This window comes from Limnohabitans sp. Rim8, assembly GCF_945869175.1.
GTDB lineage: Bacteria > Pseudomonadota > Gammaproteobacteria > Burkholderiales > Burkholderiaceae_C > Limnohabitans_A.
In genome coordinates this window covers 1-18515 of sequence record NZ_CAMBNZ010000057.1, presented here as the reverse complement: position 1 = coordinate 18515, position 18515 = coordinate 1, and the positions used below count along the sequence as shown (strand labels likewise).

Annotated in this window: 15 protein-coding genes; all 15 read right to left on the bottom strand. The window is 59.0% G+C overall.

Annotated elements, in window-relative coordinates; translation table 11 throughout:
* The coding region (locus Q0O19_RS09600) for a ribonuclease catalytic domain-containing protein (protein ID WP_295522391.1) at positions 1-1022 on the bottom strand (1022 nt) is incomplete at its 3' end.
* A 44-nt stretch (positions 1023-1066) separates the two neighbouring features.
* The gene (locus Q0O19_RS09595; RefSeq protein ID WP_295522389.1) at positions 1067-1672 is read right to left on the bottom strand and encodes a YqiA/YcfP family alpha/beta fold hydrolase; all 606 of its coding nucleotides are present in this window, start codon (positions 1670-1672) and stop codon (positions 1067-1069) included.
* Positions 1672-2595, bottom strand: coding sequence for a UDP-3-O-acyl-N-acetylglucosamine deacetylase (lpxC, locus tag Q0O19_RS09590; RefSeq protein ID WP_295522387.1), 924 nt, complete (start codon positions 2593-2595; stop codon positions 1672-1674). Before lpxC ends, Q0O19_RS09595 begins: the two co-directional genes overlap by 1 nt.
* Positions 2596-2896: 301 nt before the next feature.
* On the bottom strand, positions 2897-4111 hold the full coding sequence (ftsZ, locus tag Q0O19_RS09585; protein WP_295522385.1) for a cell division protein FtsZ: 1215 nt from the start codon (positions 4109-4111) through the stop codon (positions 2897-2899).
* Positions 4112-4247: 136 nt separating this feature from the next.
* A complete protein-coding gene (gene ftsA / locus Q0O19_RS09580; protein WP_295522383.1) occupies positions 4248-5477 on the bottom strand; it encodes a cell division protein FtsA in 1230 nt (409 codons plus the stop codon).
* Between the two features lie 40 nt (positions 5478-5517).
* Entirely contained in the window at positions 5518-6267 is a 750-nt protein-coding gene (locus Q0O19_RS09575) for a cell division protein FtsQ/DivIB (protein ID WP_295522381.1), read from the bottom strand.
* A 35-nt stretch (positions 6268-6302) separates the two neighbouring features.
* Entirely contained in the window at positions 6303-7268 is a 966-nt protein-coding gene (locus Q0O19_RS09570; protein ID WP_295522379.1) for a D-alanine--D-alanine ligase, read from the bottom strand.
* Positions 7265-8674 (bottom strand): UDP-N-acetylmuramate--L-alanine ligase, encoded by a 1410-nt coding sequence (gene murC / locus Q0O19_RS09565; RefSeq protein ID WP_295522377.1) that lies wholly within the window; start codon positions 8672-8674, stop codon positions 7265-7267. Before murC ends, Q0O19_RS09570 begins: the two co-directional genes overlap by 4 nt.
* Positions 8671-9735 carry an undecaprenyldiphospho-muramoylpentapeptide beta-N-acetylglucosaminyltransferase gene (gene murG, locus Q0O19_RS09560; RefSeq protein ID WP_295522375.1) on the bottom strand — a complete coding sequence of 355 codons (1065 nt, stop codon included), beginning with the start codon at positions 9733-9735 and terminating at the stop codon, positions 8671-8673. Before murG ends, murC begins: the two co-directional genes overlap by 4 nt.
* On the bottom strand, positions 9732-10991 hold the full coding sequence (ftsW, locus tag Q0O19_RS09555; protein ID WP_295522393.1) for a putative lipid II flippase FtsW: 1260 nt from the start codon (positions 10989-10991) through the stop codon (positions 9732-9734). Before ftsW ends, murG begins: the two co-directional genes overlap by 4 nt.
* A gap of 38 nt (positions 10992-11029) precedes the next feature.
* Positions 11030-12607 carry a UDP-N-acetylmuramoyl-L-alanine--D-glutamate ligase gene (gene murD, locus Q0O19_RS09550; RefSeq protein WP_295522373.1) on the bottom strand — a complete coding sequence of 526 codons (1578 nt, stop codon included), beginning with the start codon at positions 12605-12607 and terminating at the stop codon, positions 11030-11032.
* 3 nt (positions 12608-12610) lie between these two features.
* Positions 12611-13789, bottom strand: coding sequence for a phospho-N-acetylmuramoyl-pentapeptide-transferase (gene mraY / locus Q0O19_RS09545; protein ID WP_295522371.1), 1179 nt, complete (start codon positions 13787-13789; stop codon positions 12611-12613).
* Positions 13779-15215 carry a UDP-N-acetylmuramoyl-tripeptide--D-alanyl-D-alanine ligase gene (murF, locus tag Q0O19_RS09540; protein ID WP_295522369.1) on the bottom strand — a complete coding sequence of 479 codons (1437 nt, stop codon included), beginning with the start codon at positions 15213-15215 and terminating at the stop codon, positions 13779-13781. The genes mraY and murF overlap by 11 nt, the downstream gene beginning before the upstream one ends.
* Before the next feature lie 14 nt (positions 15216-15229).
* Positions 15230-16798: a UDP-N-acetylmuramoyl-L-alanyl-D-glutamate--2,6-diaminopimelate ligase gene (locus Q0O19_RS09535; RefSeq protein WP_295522367.1), complete on the bottom strand. Its 1569-nt coding sequence runs from the start codon at positions 16796-16798 to the stop codon at positions 15230-15232.
* Positions 16798-18515 (bottom strand): penicillin-binding protein 2 (locus Q0O19_RS09530; protein WP_295522365.1); only part of this gene is annotated, 1718 nt, incomplete at its 5' end. The genes Q0O19_RS09530 and Q0O19_RS09535, both read right to left, overlap by 1 nt.

Below are 18515 nucleotides of genomic sequence, written 5' to 3'. Positions count from 1 at the left end.
CTTTGCACCTCCAGCGTGTCTTCGCTGAAAGTGACGTAAAGCGACACGGCGGGGCAGTCTCGCCCCTCAATCAAGGTGTAGGCCTGCACCACGCTGTCGGGCAGCATGGTGATTTTGTAGCCGGGCATGTAGACGGTTGACAGGCGGGCGCGGCCCAACTGGTCGATGGCGCTGCCCGGCTTCAGGGCCAATCCGGGCGCAGCGATGTGAATGCCTACAGTGACCGTTCCGGTGCCCAGACCTTGCAGCGACAAGGCGTCGTCGATTTCGGTGGTGTGCGAGTCGTCGATTGAGAAGGCCTGTACGGGGGCCAACGGCAAGTCATCCAAGATGGCCGGCGCCTCCAAAGCCGGAAAACCCGTGCCTTTGGGGAACAAATCAAACAAGAAACGCTGCCAGTGGAAATCCCAAGCCGAAGCAATGGCCCTGGCGTTTTGCAACAAGTCCAAAGGCGCCCTCTGGCTGGCCTTGCTGGCATCCACCACAGCTTTGTACTCAGGCGTGTTTTTATCAGGTCGAAACAGAATTTTGTAGAGTTGATCGCGGATCGGCGCTGGGCAGGTGCCCGCCACCAATTCGGCCGACCAAGCCTCGATTTGGGCCTGAATTTGTTTCTTTTTTTCAATCGCCAACAAGGCTTGTTGCACGATCTCGGCCGGCGCCTTGCGAAAACGCCCTTTGCCTGCACGGCGAAAGTAATGCGGCGCTTCGTGCAGGCGCAGCAAAGCTGCGACTTGCTGCACCGTGCTGGCCGAGTTGAAATAGTCTTGCGCCAAATCGGCAAAACCAAACTCTTCCTCGGATGCAAATTCGTAGGCCAGCTCCAACTCGATGCTTTGGCTGAGCGATGCGGCTTCGGCCAACAAGGCGGCAGGGGTGGGCTTGTCAAATTTGAGCAGCTGGGCTGCGGCTTTGACTTTGACCCGTTTGCCCGAATCGAGCTCCACCTGCGCTGAGGCCTCGGCTTCGGACAAAATGCGACCGGCCATGAATTTACCGGCTTCTTCAAATAATGCGTACATCGGGCGATTTTCCCACGCGCCGCCGCCGCGAAAGCCCCCGGCCCTCAGGTCAAGTGAAGAAAATTCAAAATTTCGGGCAGGTACAAGTCGAAATCACCGAGTGCGTGGTCACTGCCTTCGATCAAGCGAACTTGCCCCCCTTCGTGGCGTGCCAGCATTTCCCGCCAATCGAGCACTTCATCGCCTTTGGCGATCACCGCCAGGGTTCTTGGCGCTGGGGCTGAGGCTGGGGTGAATGTTGGAGGCTGCGCCTCCAATTCCAGGAGCTCTTGCACAAATGACGCTTCAAAAAAGATTTTCTGCGAAGGGTCGTGCCAAGACGGGTGTTCGCCAATGTAACGAGCCAAATCACGCGCTGGGTGCACCGCCGGATTGAGCAGCACCGCAGGGCAATTCCAGGCATTTGACAGCCAAGCGGCATAAAAGCCCCCCAAAGAAGAGCCCACGATGGCGGTGCGCTCAAGGGGCCAATGGGCTGTGCCCGCTTGCAACAGGGCCATGGCCTGTCGGGGTGAGGGGGGCAACTGGGGGCACCACCAGGTCAGACTGGGATACTGGTAGTGCACGGTGTCGGCCATTTTCCTGGCCTTGAGCGATTGCGGCGAAGACCGAAAACCGTGCAGATACAGCAGATGTGTGGTGCGCTGCATCACCAAGACGGCTGCAAATGGGCAAAACCACGGGGCGCTTGCGCCTCCTTCTCAAAAGTCACCACCTCGTAGGCGTCAGGTCGAGACAACAACTCGCGAAGCAAGCGGTTGTTCATGGCGTGGCCCGAGCGGAATGCGCTGTACTCAGCCAACAGTGGTTTGCCCAGAATGTACAAATCTCCCATGGCATCCAAAATTTTGTGTTTGACGAATTCGTCGTCGTAGCGCAGGCCATCGGTGTTCAAGACCTTGTAATCGTCCATCACGATGGCATTGTCCAAGCCGCCGCCCAAAGCCAAGCCATTGGCGCGCAGCATTTCCACATCCTTGGTGAAACCAAAGGTGCGGGCACGGGCGATGTCACGGGCATACACACCGTCTGACATATCAAACACCACCTGTTGTCCAGTCGAGTCCACAGCGGGGTGGCGAAAATCGATTTCGAAGCTCAGCTTGTAGCCATGGTAGGGCGTCAGTCGTGCCCACTTGATGTTCGCACCTTCGCCTTCATACACCTCGACAGGCTTGAGCACACGCACAAATCGCTTGGGCAAGGACTGCTCGACCACGCCCGCGCTTTGCAGCAAAAAAACAAAAGACGAAGCCGAGCCATCGAGGATGGGAACCTCTTCGGCGGTGATGTCCACATACAAGTTGTCTATCCCCAAACCCGCACAAGCCGACATCAGGTGCTCCACCGTCAGCACTTTGGCTTGGCCCGCAGAAATGGTGGAGGCCAAGCGGGTGTCGGTCACCGCTTCGGCGTTGACGGGTATGTCGATCGGCTCGGCCAAGTCGATGCGGCGAAACACAATACCCGTGTCAGGTGAGGCCGGGCGCAGGGTCAGCTCGACACGCTGACCGCTGTGCAAACCCACACCAACGGCTTTGGTCAAGGTTTTGAGGGTGCGTTGAGCGAGCATGGGTATATTTTAGTTGGCGAGCGAAGCAAAGCTGAATGTAAGCACTAGGCATCACCCCAAAAGGCCAGCAACCGCGGATACGCAGTTCCGGCGGTTTGCCCGGGGCTGGCGGGCGATAGTGAGGCGCGAAGCGACGACGAGCCCGACGGCCCCGGGCAAAACGCCGGGACGACAAAACCCAAGTGCCAGTCTGCAACCAACGATTCAAGCCGTTGTAGCTGAACGAACACGCAAAAAGGGGCCAAACAGGCCTTCGCCCGTCTGACCCCAATTCACCTCAGAACCATGTCAAACCCGCAGATCAGTCCGCTTGCTTGCGCAAGAACGCAGGGATCTCGATGTCGTCCATGCCCGCATTGGCCATGCCATCCACACGGGCAGCCGCATGGGTGCGGTTGCTGCGCCAGTAGGCGGGCACATTCAATCCACTGTTGTTCATTGGCGTTGCAGCGTTGCCGGAAGTGGCGACGGGGTCCTGGCCACGCATGGCGAAGGGCACGTTGTCAGTGCCGGTGCGCAGCACTTGCAGCGGGGGAGACGTACGGCGTGCACCGGCTTTGGACAAACCGGTGGCCACCACCGTCACTCGGATCTCGTCGCCCAGGTTCTCGTCGTAGGCGGTGCCGTAAATCACATGCGCATTTTCGGAGGCGTAAGCACGGATGGTGTTCATCGCCTGCTTGGACTCGGACAACTTGAGCGAACCTTTTGCTGCGCTGATCAGCACCAAAACGCCCTTGGCACCCGACAAATCCACACCTTCGAGAAGCGGGCAAGCCACGGCTTGCTCGGCGGCAATGCGGGCGCGGTCCGGGCCGCTAGCCGCGGCCGTGCCCATCATGGCTTTACCGGGCTCGCCCATCACGGTTCGCACATCTTCAAAGTCGACGTTCACATGGCCTGGCACATTGATGATCTCGGCAATGCCACCGACAGCGTTTTTCAGCACATCGTTGGCGTGGGCAAAAGCCTCGTCTTGCGTCATGTCCTCACCACCGGGCAATTCCAGCAGCTTTTCATTCAACACCACGATCAGCGAATCCACATTGGCTTCGAGTTCCTGCATGCCCAGGTCAGCGTTGGACATGCGGCGGCCGCCTTCAAACTCAAACGGCTTGGTGACCACGCCCACGGTGAGGATGCCCATTTCTTTGGCGATGCGGGCGATCACAGGGGCTGCACCAGTGCCCGTGCCGCCGCCCATACCGGCGGTGATGAACAACATGTGCGCACCTTCGATGGCGGCGCGGATGTCGGCTTCGGCGCTTTCAGCGGCTTGACGGCCTATTTCTGGCCTGCTGCCAGCGCCCAGACCGGTTTGGCCAAGCTGAATGAAGCGGTGCGCTGCGCTGCGGGCCAAGGCCTGCGCGTCGGTGTTGGCGCACACGAATTCGACGCCCTGAACTTGACTCTCGATCATGTGCTCGACCGCGTTGCCGCCGCCGCCGCCGACGCCGATCACTTTGATCTGGGTGCCTTGGTTGAATTCTTCTGTCTGGATCATTTCGATGGTCATGGTGCTACTCCTAAATTTGTTTGCAGTTGCCGAGGTGTGAATCAATCAATTGTTGTTGGGGGGACAGGGTGTCAACATCGACACGGTCGTGCAATCGGTGGACTGCCCCTGGCCAGATGTCTTTTTTTCCAATTCATCAGAAGTTCCCCACGATGAAATCTTTGAAGCGGCCAAAAGCGTTGTTCACCGAACTTTTCTTTTGCGTCACTTTGAAACCGCGCAGGCGGGCCATGCGGGCTTCTTCTAAGAGGCCCATCACGGTGGCTGCGCGGGGTTGGCTGACCATGTCGGCCAAGCCACCTGAATATTTGGGCAAACCACGGCGCACAGGTTTGAGGAAGATGTCTTCGCCCAACTCAACCATGCCGGGCATGATGGCGCTGCCGCCCGTGAGCACGATGCCGGACGAGAGCACTTCTTCGTAACCCGACTCGCGAATGACTTGGTGCACCAGCGAGAAAATTTCTTCGATGCGCGGCTCAATCACGCCTGCCAAGGCTTGGCGGCTGAGCATGCGCGGGCCCCGGTCGCCCAAGCCAGGCACCTCGACCTGCGCATCGGGGTTGGCCAGCAGCTGCTTGGCGTAACCACTTTCGACCTTGATGTCCTCAGCGTCCTTGGTGGGGGTACGCAAAGCCATGGTGATGTCGCTGGTGATCAGGTCACCAGCGATCGGGATCACGGCGGTGTGGCGGATCGATCCGTTCGCAAAGATGGCCACGTCGGTGGTGCCTGCACCAATGTCCACGCACACCACGCCCAATTCGCGCTCGTCTTCCGACAAAACCGCCAAGCTGGAAGATTGGGGGTTGAGCAGCAATTGGTCGACTTCCAAACCGCAGCGGCGCACACACTTGATGATGTTTTCTGCCGCACTCTGGGCGCCTGTCACGATGTGCACCTTGGCTTCCAGGCGCATGCCGCTCATGCCGATGGGTTCTTTGACCTCCTGGCCATCGATCACAAATTCTTGCGGGGCCACCAACAGCAAGCGCTGGTCGGTTGAAATGTTGATGGCGCGGGCGGTTTCCATCACGCGGGCCACATCGGCTTGCGTGACTTCCTTGTCCTTGATGGCCACCATGCCGCTGGAGTTGATACCGCGGATGTGGCTGCCGGTGATGCCGACATTGACGCGGGTGATTTTGCAGTCGGCCATCAACTCGGCTTCTTTCAAAGCCTGTTGGATGCTTTGCACTGTGGCGTCGATGTTGACCACCACCCCGCGCTTGAGGCCATTGCCTGGCGCAATGCCCAAACCGGCGATTTTAAGTTCGCCGTCGGGCATCACTTCGGCCACCACCGCCATGACTTTGGAGGTCCCAATGTCCAAGCCCACCACCAGATCTTTGTACTCTTTTGCCATTTGAATCACCGTTTCCGTTTCATTCTTTTGCCTTGATCACTCAAAGCTTTTTCTTACCGTCTGTTTCCACCGTGGCCACGCCACGCAAGCGCAAGGCATAACCGTCTTTGTGCCGCAAATCTGCACCCGCCAAGGCGGTGGGCGTGCGACCATATCGGGCCGTGACCTGGGAAAGTGTCTTGAAAAATACTTGCAACTGGGCCGTGATCTCGCTTTCGGTGCCCCGGCCCAATTCCAGCAAGGCCCCATGGTCGGTCAGCACACGCCAACTGCCGCGTGGCGTCAATTCCAGTTGATCAATGCCCATGTCCATCGCCTCAAAGATCGGTAACAGATGGCGGTACATTTGCACCACGGTCTGTGACTGCGCGTCAGGGCCCTTCAAGCGTGGGAGTTTGTCAATGTCCAGGTCTTCCACATTGGCTTCGAACACGCGGCTTTGCTGGTTGACCATCTTGTTGGCGCTCTCATCGCCCCACAAAGCCATGGGTTCATGCTCCACCAACACGGTGCGCAAGCGGTTGGGAAAGTCCCTGTGCACCACGGCACCTCTGACCCAGGGGACAGCCTCAAATGCCTCTTTGGTGCGATCCAAGTCGATGGTGAAAAAGTTGCCTTGCAATTGCGGCATCACATTGGCACGTAAGGTGATCGCGTTGTTGCGCGTGACTTCACCTTGCACCGTGATCGCCTGGATCGCAAAGGCTGGATGGCGCAATAACCACCAAATTGCACCTCCCAGCAGCAGCAACACGAACAGCACCAGCAGCGATGCTGCAGCCATGTTCATGAGCCGAATATCAAGCGGCAATGGCGCGGTGGATTTCACTCTGGGACCTCCTGCACATGGTCGAGCGTGGCCGAAGCCAACAACTGGCAGCACAAAGCTTCGTAGCTCAGGCCTTCGGCCTTGGCCGACATGGGCACCAAGGAGTGACCGGTCATGCCAGGCGAGGTGTTGATTTCCAGCAAATAGGGTTGACGCGTAGCCGCATCGATCATCACGTCCAGGCGCCCCCATCCCCGGCAACCCAAAACCTGGTAAGCCTTGACGACCAGCGCCTCGATGGCGGCCTCTTCGGTTCTGGGCAAGCCACTGGGAACCACATACTGGGTATCGTTGGTGAAGTACTTGTTTTGGTAGTCGTAATTGCCCTCGGGGGCCACGATCCGAATCACGGGAAGGGCCCGGGCTGCATGGCCCTCTCCTAACACGGGGCAAGTCACCTCGTCACCCACGATGCATTGTTCGCACAGGATGTCGGCATCGCATTGCGCGGCCGCAAGCAAAGCAGCCAACAGATCTTGGACTTTCGTCACTTTGCTCACGCCAATCGATGACCCTTCACGGGCGGGTTTGACGATCAAGGGCAAACCCAAATTCGCCACCAAGTCGTCCAGAGACAGGCCTTCCAATTGTTCGCGGCGCACCAACACGTAACGGGGTGTGGGCAAGCCCTCGGCCAACCAAACCCGCTTGGTCATGGTTTTGTCCATGGCGATGCTGGAGGCCATCACACCCGAGCCCGTATAAGGCAAACCCATCAGTTCCAATGCGCCTTGGACCGTCCCGTCTTCTCCAAACCGGCCATGCAGGGCAATGAAGCATCGTTCAAATCCCTCGCGTTTGAGCTCACCCAAGTCGCGTTCGGCCGGGTCAAACGCATGTGCATCGACACCCGCTGCGCGCAAGGCTTGCAACACACCCTCGCCGGACATCAAGGACACTTCACGTTCGGCCGATTGCCCGCCCATGAGGACGGCCACTTTGCCCAAATTCAATTCGTTCACGCAGCCCTCCCCATCTCGACCACCTGGCCTGGCACTGCGCCAATGGAGCCAGCGCCCATGCAGATGAGCACATCGCCATCACGTGCATTGCTGAGAATGGCTTGGGGCATGTCGGTGATCTGATCGACAAAAATCGGCTCGACCTTGCCTGCCACACGCAGTGCGCGTGCCAGCGAACGACCATCGGCGGCCACGATCGGGGCCTCGCCTGCGGCATACACTTCGGCCAATAAAATGCTGTCACAGCCTTGGCCAATCACTTTGACAAAGTCTTCAAAGCAATCGCGGGTGCGGCTGAAGCGGTGGGGCTGGAAAGCCAACACCAAACGGCGCCCTGGAAACGCCCCACGTGCAGCGGCCAAGGTAGCGGCCATTTCCACCGGGTGATGACCGTAGTCGTCGATCACTGTGAACTGCCCATCACCGCCAGGTACAGCCACCTCGCCGTAACGCTGGAAACGCCGCCCCACCCCTTTGAAGCTCGCCAATGCACGCTGCACCGCTGCATCTTCAACACCCAGCTCAACGGCGACAGCCACGGCAGCCAAGGCGTTGAGTACATTGTGGTGTCCCGGCAAATTCAGCACCAAAGGCAAATCGGACAGCGTCACACCGTTGCGGCGTTGCACAGTGAAACGCATCTGGCCCTGTGCGGCCTGAACATCCACGGCTCTGACTTGCGCACCTTCGTTCAAACCATAGGTGGTCACGGGCCTGGCAATGTCGTTCAGGATGGACCGAACGCCCGGGTCGTCCGAACAGACAATGGCCGTGCCGTAAAACGGCATGCGGTGCAAAAACTCGACAAATGCACCCTTGAGTTTGCCCAAGTCATGGCCATAGGTTTCCATGTGGTCCGCATCGATGTTGGTCACCACGGCCATCACGGGCAGCAGGTTCAAGAACGAGGCATCGGACTCATCGGCTTCGACCACGATGTATTCCCCCGTGCCCAACTTGGCGTTTGCACCCGCGCTGTTCAAGCGCCCTCCAATCACGAAAGTCGGGTCCAACCCGGCCTCGGCCAACACGCTGGCCACCAAGCTGGTGGTGGTGGTCTTGCCGTGTGTGCCGGCAATGGCCACGCCTTGCTTCATGCGCATCAACTCGGCCAACATCACGGCCCTGGGCACGATCGGGATGTGGCGCTCACGGGCAGCCAGCACCTCCGGGTTGTCCGCTTTGACAGCGGTCGAAGTGACCACCGCATCGGCGTCTTTGACGTTGTCTGCCGAATGGCCCACATGGGTGGCGATGCCCAAAGCTGCCAAACGCCGCAGCGTGGCGCTGTCGGACAAATCCGAGCCTGAAATTTGGTAACCCAGGTTGAGCAACACCTCGGCGATTCCGCTCATGCCCGAACCGCCAATACCAATGAAGTGGATTTTTCTAATGGCGTGTTTCATGCCGCCAGCTCCTCACAAGCCATCACGACCTCTTGGGTTGCGTTTGTTTGTCTCTGATCGTGTGCCTTTTGGGCAGCCACCAGCAACTGTTCACGTGTCATCCCCGTCAAAAAGTTGGCCAGCGCCTGTGGCGACAAATCGGCCTGCGGCATGAGCCAGCCACCCCCTTTTGCCACCAAAAACTGGGCATTGGTGGTTTGGTGGTCGTCCACTGCATGCGGAAAGGGCACAAAAACCGCCGCCACACCCACCGCCGCCAGCTCGGTGACGGTGCTGGCACCCGCCCTGCAAATCACCACATCGGCTTGCGCGAAAGCGCTGGCCGTATCGTCAATGAATGGGGTCAGTTCAGCCTCTACACCTGCCGCTTGATAGTTCGTGCGCAAGGCATCAATTTGTTTTGCGCCGCTTTGATGAACCACCACCGGTCGGCTCGCCAAGGGCATCAAGGCCAGTGCTTGGGGCACGCTGTCGTTCAAGGCCTTGGCGCCCAAACTCCCCCCCACCACCAGCACACGCAAAGGGCCCGTTCGGCCTGCAAACCGTTCGGCTGGTGCAGCTTGCTGGGTGAAAGCGCTTCTCAAGGGATTGCCCACCCAATGGCCTTGTTTGAACACATCTGGAAAGGCGGTGAACACCCGGTCTGCCAATTGGGACAACACTTTGTTGGCCATCCCAGCCACCGAGTTTTGCTCGTGCAAGACCAAGGGTTTTCCGTACAGACTGGCCATCATGCCGCCGGGGAAGGTGATGTAGCCGCCCAAGCCCAGAACCACATCGGGGCGGACTCGACGCAAGACCTGCCAGCTTTGCCAAAACGCGCGCAGCAACTTCAAAGGCAAGACAGCCAATGTGGTCAGGCCCTTGCCGCGCACGCCGCCAAAGGCCACCGCTTCGAAGGGGAAACCATGTGCTGGCACCAACTGACTTTCCATGCTGTTCGGCGCGCCCAACCAATGCACTCGCCAACCGGCATCGCGCAAAGCTTGTGCGACCGCCAAGCCAGGGAAGATGTGCCCTCCCGTGCCGCCTGCCATGACCAGTGCGCATTTGGCGTTCATGAACGACCTCCGCGCATCATCTGTTTGTTCTCGGCATCGATGCGCAACACCACCGCGATGGCGATCAAGTTCATCATGATGGCCGAGCCGCCGTAGCTCATCAGCGGCAAGGTCAATCCCTTGGTGGGCAAAGCTCCCAGGTTGACGCCCATGTTGATGAAGGCCTGAAAACCAATCCAAATGCCCACGCCTTGGGCGACCAATCCAGAGAAGACCTTGTCCAAGGCGATGGCCTGGCGTCCAATCACCATGATTCGGCGGCTGAGCCACAAAAACAGGCAGATCACCAAGGTCACGCCGACCAAGCCGAACTCTTCCCCGATCACGGCCAACAAAAAATCGGTGTGCGCTTCAGGCAACCAGTGCAATTTTTCAACACTGCCTCCCAAGCCCACGCCCCATACCTCGCCACGCCCAATGGCGATCAAGGAGTGTGACAATTGGTAACCCTTGCCCAGTGCATGCTCAGCGCTGAAAGGGTCGAGGTAGGCAAAGATGCGGTCACGTCGCCATGGCGAAGCCGCGATCATGGCCATGAATGCCCCCACCAGGACGGCAAAGATCAGAAAGAACATGCGGGCATTCACGCCACCTAAAAACAAAATGCCCATGGCGATGATCGCGATCACCATGAATGCGCCCATGTCGGGCTCGGCCAACAAAAACACGCCCGCCAGCGCCACGGCTGCACCCATTGGCAAGACCGCACGGAAGAAACGCTCTTTGACTTCCATCTTGCGCACCATGTAGTCGGCGGCATAAATGATGGTGGCGAATTTGGCCAATTCAGAGGGTTGAAAGTTGAAGACACCAAACGAGATCCAGCGACGTGCCCCATTGACGCCCTTACCAATGAAGGGGATCAGCACCAGGGCCAATAAAATCAAGGACACCACAAACAAAGGCCTGGCCAGTTTTTCCCAAGTCTCGGTGGGCACTTGAAAAGCCAGCAGGGCCATGACCCCGCCCACCACCATTGAGATCACATGTCGCGTCAGAAAATGGGTGTGCGAATAGCGCGCAAATCGGGGGTTGTCCGGCATGGCGATGGAGGCGGAATACACCATGACCATCCCCCACATCATCAAAGCCACGACCACCCAGACCAGCGCTTGGTCGATGCTTTGCAAACGGGCACCGGAGCTCACTCCTTGTCGACTGGCGTCATAGCCGCCCAAATTGACCGGCAAGCTGGCCGGTCCGGCCGTTGCAGAACGCCATTTCTGTCCTGACAGCATTTGGCCCATGCGGGACATGCCGCCTTGCAAACGTTGCGAGAAAGTCAGCGTATCGCTCACAGTCCGCCCTCCATGGCCACACCAGCAGCTTCGGCCAAACTGGCCACCGCTTGGCAAAACACCTCGGCCCGATGGCCATAGTGGTCAAACATGTCAAAGCTGGCGCATGCAGGCGACATCAACACCGCGTCACCACTTGTCGCCATGCTGGCAGCTTGGGCCACGGCATCGGCCATGTCTTTGGCATCGGCGATCTGTACGCCTGTGGCCTCCAGCACTTTGCGGATGCTGGGCGCGTCACGACCCATCAAAACCACACCTCGTGTGAAGCGCGTCACAGGATCGGTCAGAGGCCTGAAATCTTGCCCCTTGCCCTCTCCACCCAAAATCACCACCACGCGGCGTTCCTGACCCAGACCCTGCAAGGCGGCCACGGTGGCCCCCACATTGGTGCCCTTGCTGTCGTCAAAAAATTCCACCCCGTTGATGATGGCGACCGGCTCCACGCGGTGCGGTTCACCCCGGTATTCGCGCAGCCCATACAGCATGGGACCCAAGGCACAACCTGCGCTGCTGGCCAAAGCCAAGGCCGCCAGCGCATTGACAGCGTTGTGGCGACCGCGAATGCGCAAGGCGTCTGCCGGAATGAGGCGTTGAAAGTGCAATTCTTCGGCTTCGTCTTTGCGGCGGCGACGGGTTTCATCGGCCTCCAAAGCGCGCACCAACCAAGTCATACCATGGGTCACCTCAATGCCAAAATCACCGGGACGCTGGGGCATATCGCCACCAAAGGTCACGCAAGCACGCGCCATCGGTTTTTGCAGCTTCACCTTGATGGGCGAGGGCAACATGTGCATGACCTGAGCGTCATCGCGGTTCAACACCATCAAAGCTTGTTCGCCAAAAATTCGGGCTTTGGCTGCGCTGTATGCGGCCATGCTGCCATGCCAATCCAAGTGGTCTTGCGAGACATTGAGCACCGTGGCAGCAGTCGGCTCAAAGCCTTCGCTGCTGTCCAATTGAAAACTCGACAATTCCAATACCCAGACCTGCGGCAGGGCTTGTGCCATGGGGGTTTCGGGTTCAGAGGGTGATTGTTCGCCCTGCAACTTCACTTGAAACTCGGCTTCCAGCATGGCTTGGGCCAAGGTGTCGAGCAAGGTAGGGCCGATGTTGCCCGCCATTTTCACGCTTTGACCCGCACGCGCCACCAATTGTCCGGTGAGCGACGTGACCGTGGTTTTGCCGTTGGTGCCGGTGATGGCCAACACCTGCGGGCTGTAGCCAAAACGAGTCTTCAAATCCTGCAAACCAGCGGTAAACAAGCTCAGTTCGCCGCCTTGCCACAAGCCCATGGCTTTGGCCGCATCGACCACCGGTGCCACCACCTCTGGACTCAAGCCTGGGCTGCGGAACACTGCACGCATCGACGTGCCCTCAACCAAGTTCGCCAACAAAGGACCTGGTACAAAACGCACCGCAGGCCATTCGGTCTGCAAGGCGGCCAACTGAGGTGGGCTCTCTCGGGTGTCGGCCACGGTCACCTGAGCGCCAGCATGTGCGCACCAACGGGCCATCGCCAGGCCGGAAGCACCCAAACCGAGAATCAAAACCTGTTGACCTTGGAGCTGCATGGCCTACCTCAGCTTCAGGGTCGACAAGCCGACCAGGCACAGCAACATGGTGATGATCCAGAAACGGACCACCACTTGCGTTTCTTTCCAGCCGCTTTTTTCAAAGTGGTGGTGCAAAGGCGCCATCTTCAGGATGCGGCGGCCTTCGCCGTATTTTTTCTTGGTGTATTTGAAATAAGTCACCTGCGCCATGACCGACAAAGCCTCGACCACAAAGATGCCACCCATGATGGCCAGTACGATCTCTTGGCGCACGATGACCGCAATGGTGCCCAAAGCCGCCCCCAATGCCAAAGCGCCCACATCGCCCATGAACACTTGCGCTGGATGGGTGTTGAACCACAAAAACGCCAAACCTGCACCCGCCATGGCGGCGCAAAAAATCATCAACTCGCCAGAGCCCGGAATGTGCGGGAAAAACAGGTATTTGGAGTAGACCGAGCTACCGGTCACGTAAGCGAACACGCCCAGCGCCGAACCCACCATGACCACCGGCATGATGGCCAAACCGTCCAAACCATCGGTGAGGTTGACCGCATTGCTGGACCCCACAATCACCAAGTAGGTCAGGGTCACAAAGCCAAGTACACCCAGTGGGTAGTTGATCTCTTTGAAAAATGGCACTTGCAATCCCGCCTTGGGCGGCAAACTCACATCAAAACCAGACAAGACCCATTTGCCAAACAGGTCCATCACGCGCAGGTTGGACACTTCAGAAATGCTGAACACCAAGTACAGCGCGGCCAACAACCCAATCACAGATTGCCAAAAATATTTTTCGCGAGAACGCATGCCCTCGGGGTCCTTGTTCACCACCTTGCGCCAGTCGTCTACCCAGCCGATCGCACCAAATCCCAGCGTCACGATCAACACAATCCAGACAAATCGATTGGACAGGTCAAACCACAGCAGTGTGGAGATCGCGATCGACAACAATATGAGCACGCCGCCCATGGTCGGGGTCCCGCTTTTGGCCAAGTGCGACGCCATGCCGTAACCTCGGATCGGCTGACCGATCTTGAGCGAAGTGAGGCGGCGGATCACGAACGGCCCAGCGGCCAGGCCGATCAAGAGCGCCGTCATCGCCGCCATCACGGCACGGAAGGTGATGTATTGGAAAACGCGCAAAAAGCCCCATTCAGGCGACAGACTTTGCAACCACTGGGCCAGACTAAGCAGCATGGGCCTCCCCTATTTTCTGGTTGTTTTTGTTGTCTTCACCTGCTGACAGCAGGGCTTGCACCACGCGCTCCATTTGCATGAAGCGCGAGCCTTTGACGAGCACACTCTTGAATTGCCCCATTTGGGCCGTGACCACCCCCAACAAACCGTCCATGTCGGCGAAATGCTGGGCTGGGCCAAAAGCCTCCGAGGCGTGCAGGCTCAAGTGGCCCAAGGTGTAAAGCGCATCCAGACCGCGTTCGGCGGCATAAGCGCCCATTTCGGTATGAAACTCAGGGCCTTGGTTGCCCACTTCGCCCATGTCACCCAACACCAACAGCCGCGGTGCAGGCAACTCGGCCAGCACATCGATGGCGGCACGCACCGAATCAGGGTTGGCGTTGTAGGTGTCGTCCACCAACGTGATGTCGCCACTGGCGGCTTGCAAAGTCCATGCGCGCGAGCGGCCCTTGACGGGCTCAAAGGCGAGCAAACCTTGGGCCACTGCGGCCAAAGGCAAGCCTGCGGCCAGTGCACACGCACTCGCTGCCAAAGCGTTTTTCACGTTGTGTCGACCGGCAATGTGCAAATGCACCGGCGCCGTCCCTTCGGGGGTTTTGAGGGTGAACTGCCAAGCGCCCGATTGCCAGACCACCACAGCTGCACGCACATCGGCGGACTGCACAGCAGCTTCAGCCGTCATGGCAAATGTGCGCTGTGCACGTTGCCCAGACAAGCTCTGCCAGACGGCGGTGAAAGCGTCGTCAGACGGGAAAACGGCCACGCCTGAAGCCGGCAAGGCCTGCAAAACAGCGCCATTTTCATGGGCCACAGCTTCGACTGTGCCCATGAACTCTTGGTGTTCGCGTTGCGCGTTGTTTACCAGTGCCACGGTCGGCTGCGCCAACTTGGACAGGTAGGCGATTTCGCCGGGATGGTTCATGCCCAACTCGACCACCGCGATGCGGTGGTGTGGCCGCAAATTGAACAAGGTCAATGGCACGCCAATGTCGTTGTTCAGATTGCCCACGGTGGACAAGGCATCTTCACCTGCATGGGCGCGCAAGATGCTGGCGATCATTTGCGTCACGGTGGTTTTGCCATTGCTGCCCGTCACGGCGATCACAGGCAAATCGAATTGTGCACGCCAGCCTGCGGCCAGCTCACCCAAAGCGATGCGCGCATCGGGCACCACCAAAGCTGGCAATGCGTGTGCAGCAGCTTGGGCTTCGCCAGAGGCTTCGCACACCACCGCTACCGCACCCTGGGCCTTGGCTTGGGCGATGAACTGGTTGCCGTCAAAACGCTCCCCACGCAAAGCGACAAACAAGTCGCCAGGCTGCAGGCTGCGGCTGTCGGTGTGCACGCGATCGGCCACCACACCATGAACATGCAGACCCCGCGCATGACTGAGCCAACTCAGGGCCAAGTCAAGTTTCAAATGCATGGCGCTCTTGGCCTTCATGCGTGTGCTCCCTGACGCTTTGCTTGGCGTTGCTGCAAAGCCATGCGGGCGTGCGTCACATCCGAAAACGGATACCGCACCCCTTGGATCTCTTGTTCGGTCTCGTGGCCTTTGCCGGCCAACAGCACCACGTCTTGAACGCCCGCTTGCATCAGCGTCTGCGAAATGGCCAAGGCACGATCTGCTTGAATGTGGGCCTTCTGGGGATGGCGCAAGCCTGCGGCCATCGCGGCCAAAATAGCCTCTGGGGGTTCTGACCGGGGGTTGTCACTGGTCATCACCACTTGGTCAGCAGCAGTCTCGGCAGCACCCGCCATCAAAGGGCGCTTGCTGGCATCGCGGTCACCGCCGCAACCGAACAGGCACCACAGGCGACCACCACGTTGGTTCGCTTGTGCGCGCAAGGCGGCCAAGGCGTGGGTGATGGCATCGGGCGTGTGGGCATAGTCCACCACCACCAGGGGCAATTCTGGATCGCCATGCGATGCGGCCATCTGTTCGGCAGCAGCGCTCACGCGTTGCATGCGACCAGGCACGGCCGTCAAGTGTGCACAGGCCTGAACGGCCTGTGTCAAATCAAAACCCAAAGCACGCAAACTTCCGATCACGCCCAACAGGTTGTCGATGTTGTAGTCACCGATCAATTCTGTGTGAAGTGTCTGCGCTTGATCGCCTTCGATCACGTCAAATGACAAACCCTCAGGGTTGGGCCGGGCACGGGCCTGCAAACGCGACTGCGGATGGCGCGCCGAATCCTTCGAGCAGGTCCAGACGCTGAGGTCGACCCCTTGAAGCTGCTTGGCCAACATGTCCCCTTGCGGGTCATCGATGTTGATCACGGCGGCCTGCAAACCAGGCCAGGCAAACAAAGCCGCTTTGGCAGACCAATAAGATGCCATGTCACCGTGGTAGTCCAGATGGTCTTGGGTGAAATTGGTGAGCACGGCCACTCGGATCTGCACGCCATCCAAGCGGTGCTCGGCCAAACCGATGGAAGAGGCCTCGATGGCGCAATGGGTCGCGCCCGCATCGAAAAAAGTGCGCAATTGCCGTTGCAGCAAGATAGGATCAGGCGTCGTCATGCCGGTGCTCAGCAAGTGGGGCAACTGACCCACACCCAAGGTGCCCACCAAACCACAAGCTTGTTGCAAAACGGGGGAAGACAAGGCCTGCGCCAGCCACCAAGCCGTCGAGGTTTTGCCGTTGGTGCCAGTCACGGCCATCACTTTCATGGCCTGGCTGGGGTGTTCGTAATAGGCATCGGCCACCCATCCCGTTTGGGCTTTGAGCTCGGACATGAGCGCCAGCTTTTGCTGTGTTTCGGGCTCCATGGCGGCAGAACCTATGGCCTCCCACCAAGGCTCATGCCCTGTGGACTCCATCAGGCAAGCAGAGGCCCCTTTTGCCAAGGCTTGCGCCAGATAGCGCCGGCCGTCCGTGGCCGCACCGGGCCATGCAATGAAACCGTCGCCAGCTTGCACCAAACGGCTGTCGGTACGCAACTCACCCGTCACACGGGCGCGCAACCACTGCGCGGCTTCGGGTGCATTGTGCAGCGTCTGCATCAAAAGGACTCCTCAACCGTCTTGGCCACGATCTGGGGCTTGACCGCCATGTCGGGTTGCACGCCCAACAAGCGCAAGGTTTGTTGCACGGTCTGACTGAACACGGGCGCGGCCACATCACCACCGTAATACCGACCATTGCTGGGCTCGTCGATCATCACGGCCACCACAATGCGTGGCGCTTCGATGGGGGCCATGCCGACAAAAAAGCCGCGGTATTTTTTTCCCGCGTAGCCCTTGCCTTCTTGTTTATGGGCCGTGCCGGTTTTGCCGCCGACCGAATAACCCATGGTTTGGGCTTTTTGCGCGGTGCCGCCAGGGCCGGCGGCCATTTGCAGCATCTTGCGCATGGATTTGGCATTTTCTGCACTGAACACCCGCACACCTTGGACCTGCTGCTCGGCCTTCATGAGCGTGGCCGGCACCACCTCACCGTCGCGCGCAAACACGGTGTAAGCCCGAGCCACTTGGAACAAGCTGCCCGAAATGCCATAACCGTAACTCATGGTCGCCTGCTCGATCGGACGCCAGGTTTTGTAAGGGCGCAAACGCCCGCTGACCACCCCAGGAAAGGGCAATTGGGGCTTTTGTCCAAAGCCCACCTGGGCGAACATCTCCCACATCTCGCGCGGCTGCAACTGCATGGCCATCTTCACGGTGCCCACGTTGCTGGATTTCTGAATCACCTCATTGACCGTCAGCACCCCGTGCGGGTGGGCATCGGAGATGGTCGAGCCGGTGATGGTGATGCGACCCGGGGCGGTCTGAATGGGCGTCTCGGGCTTGACCAGGCCTTTTTCCAAAGCCAGCGCCACGGCAAAGGGCTTCATCGTGGAGCCAGGTTCAAAGGTGTCGGTCAAAGCGCGGTTGCGCAACTGCTCACCGCTCAGGTTGACCCGTTTGTCCGGCGAATAACTGGGGTAATTGGCCAGCGCCAAAACCTCGCCCGATTGGGCGTCGAGCACCACCACACTGCCCGCCTTGGCTTTGTGCTCAAGCACCGCTTCGCGCAATTTTTGGTACGCAAAAAACTGGACCTTGCTGTCAATGCTCAACTGCAAGTCTTCGCCATCCACAGGTGGAACGGTCTCGCCCACGTCTTCAACGACACGGCCCAAGCGGTCCTTGATGACACGGCGCGAACCCGGCTTGCCGGACAACTGCTTTTGGAACACCAGTTCCACACCTTCCTGACCCTGGTCTTCCACATTGGTGAAACCCACAATGTGCGCAGCCGCCTCGCCCTCGGGGTACAAACGCTTGTACTCCTTGATGTCGTACACCCCTTTGATACCCAACGCCAAGATCTGCTTGACCACGGGCTCATCCATTTGGCGGCGCAGCCAGACAAAAGTCTTTTCATCGTCCTTGAGTTTCTTGTCCAACTCGGCAGGTGACATGTCGAGCAGACGGGCCAGTTCGCGCAGCTTGGCAGGGTCGCGCTCCATGTCCTCCGGGTTGGCCCAAATGCTGGGCGCAGGTACGCTGGAAGCCAGCAGCATGCCGTTACGGTCCAGCACGCGGCCCCGGTTGGCAGGCAAGGTCAGGGTACGGGCAAAACGCACCTCGCCTTGGCGCAGGAAAAAATCATTGGCGAACACCTGCACATAGGCGGCGCGGGCAATCAAACCGATAAAGCCCAGCGCAATGGCCGCCACAATGAATTTGCTGCGCCATACAGGTGTTTTGCTGGCCAGCAAAGGGCTCGACGAGAGCT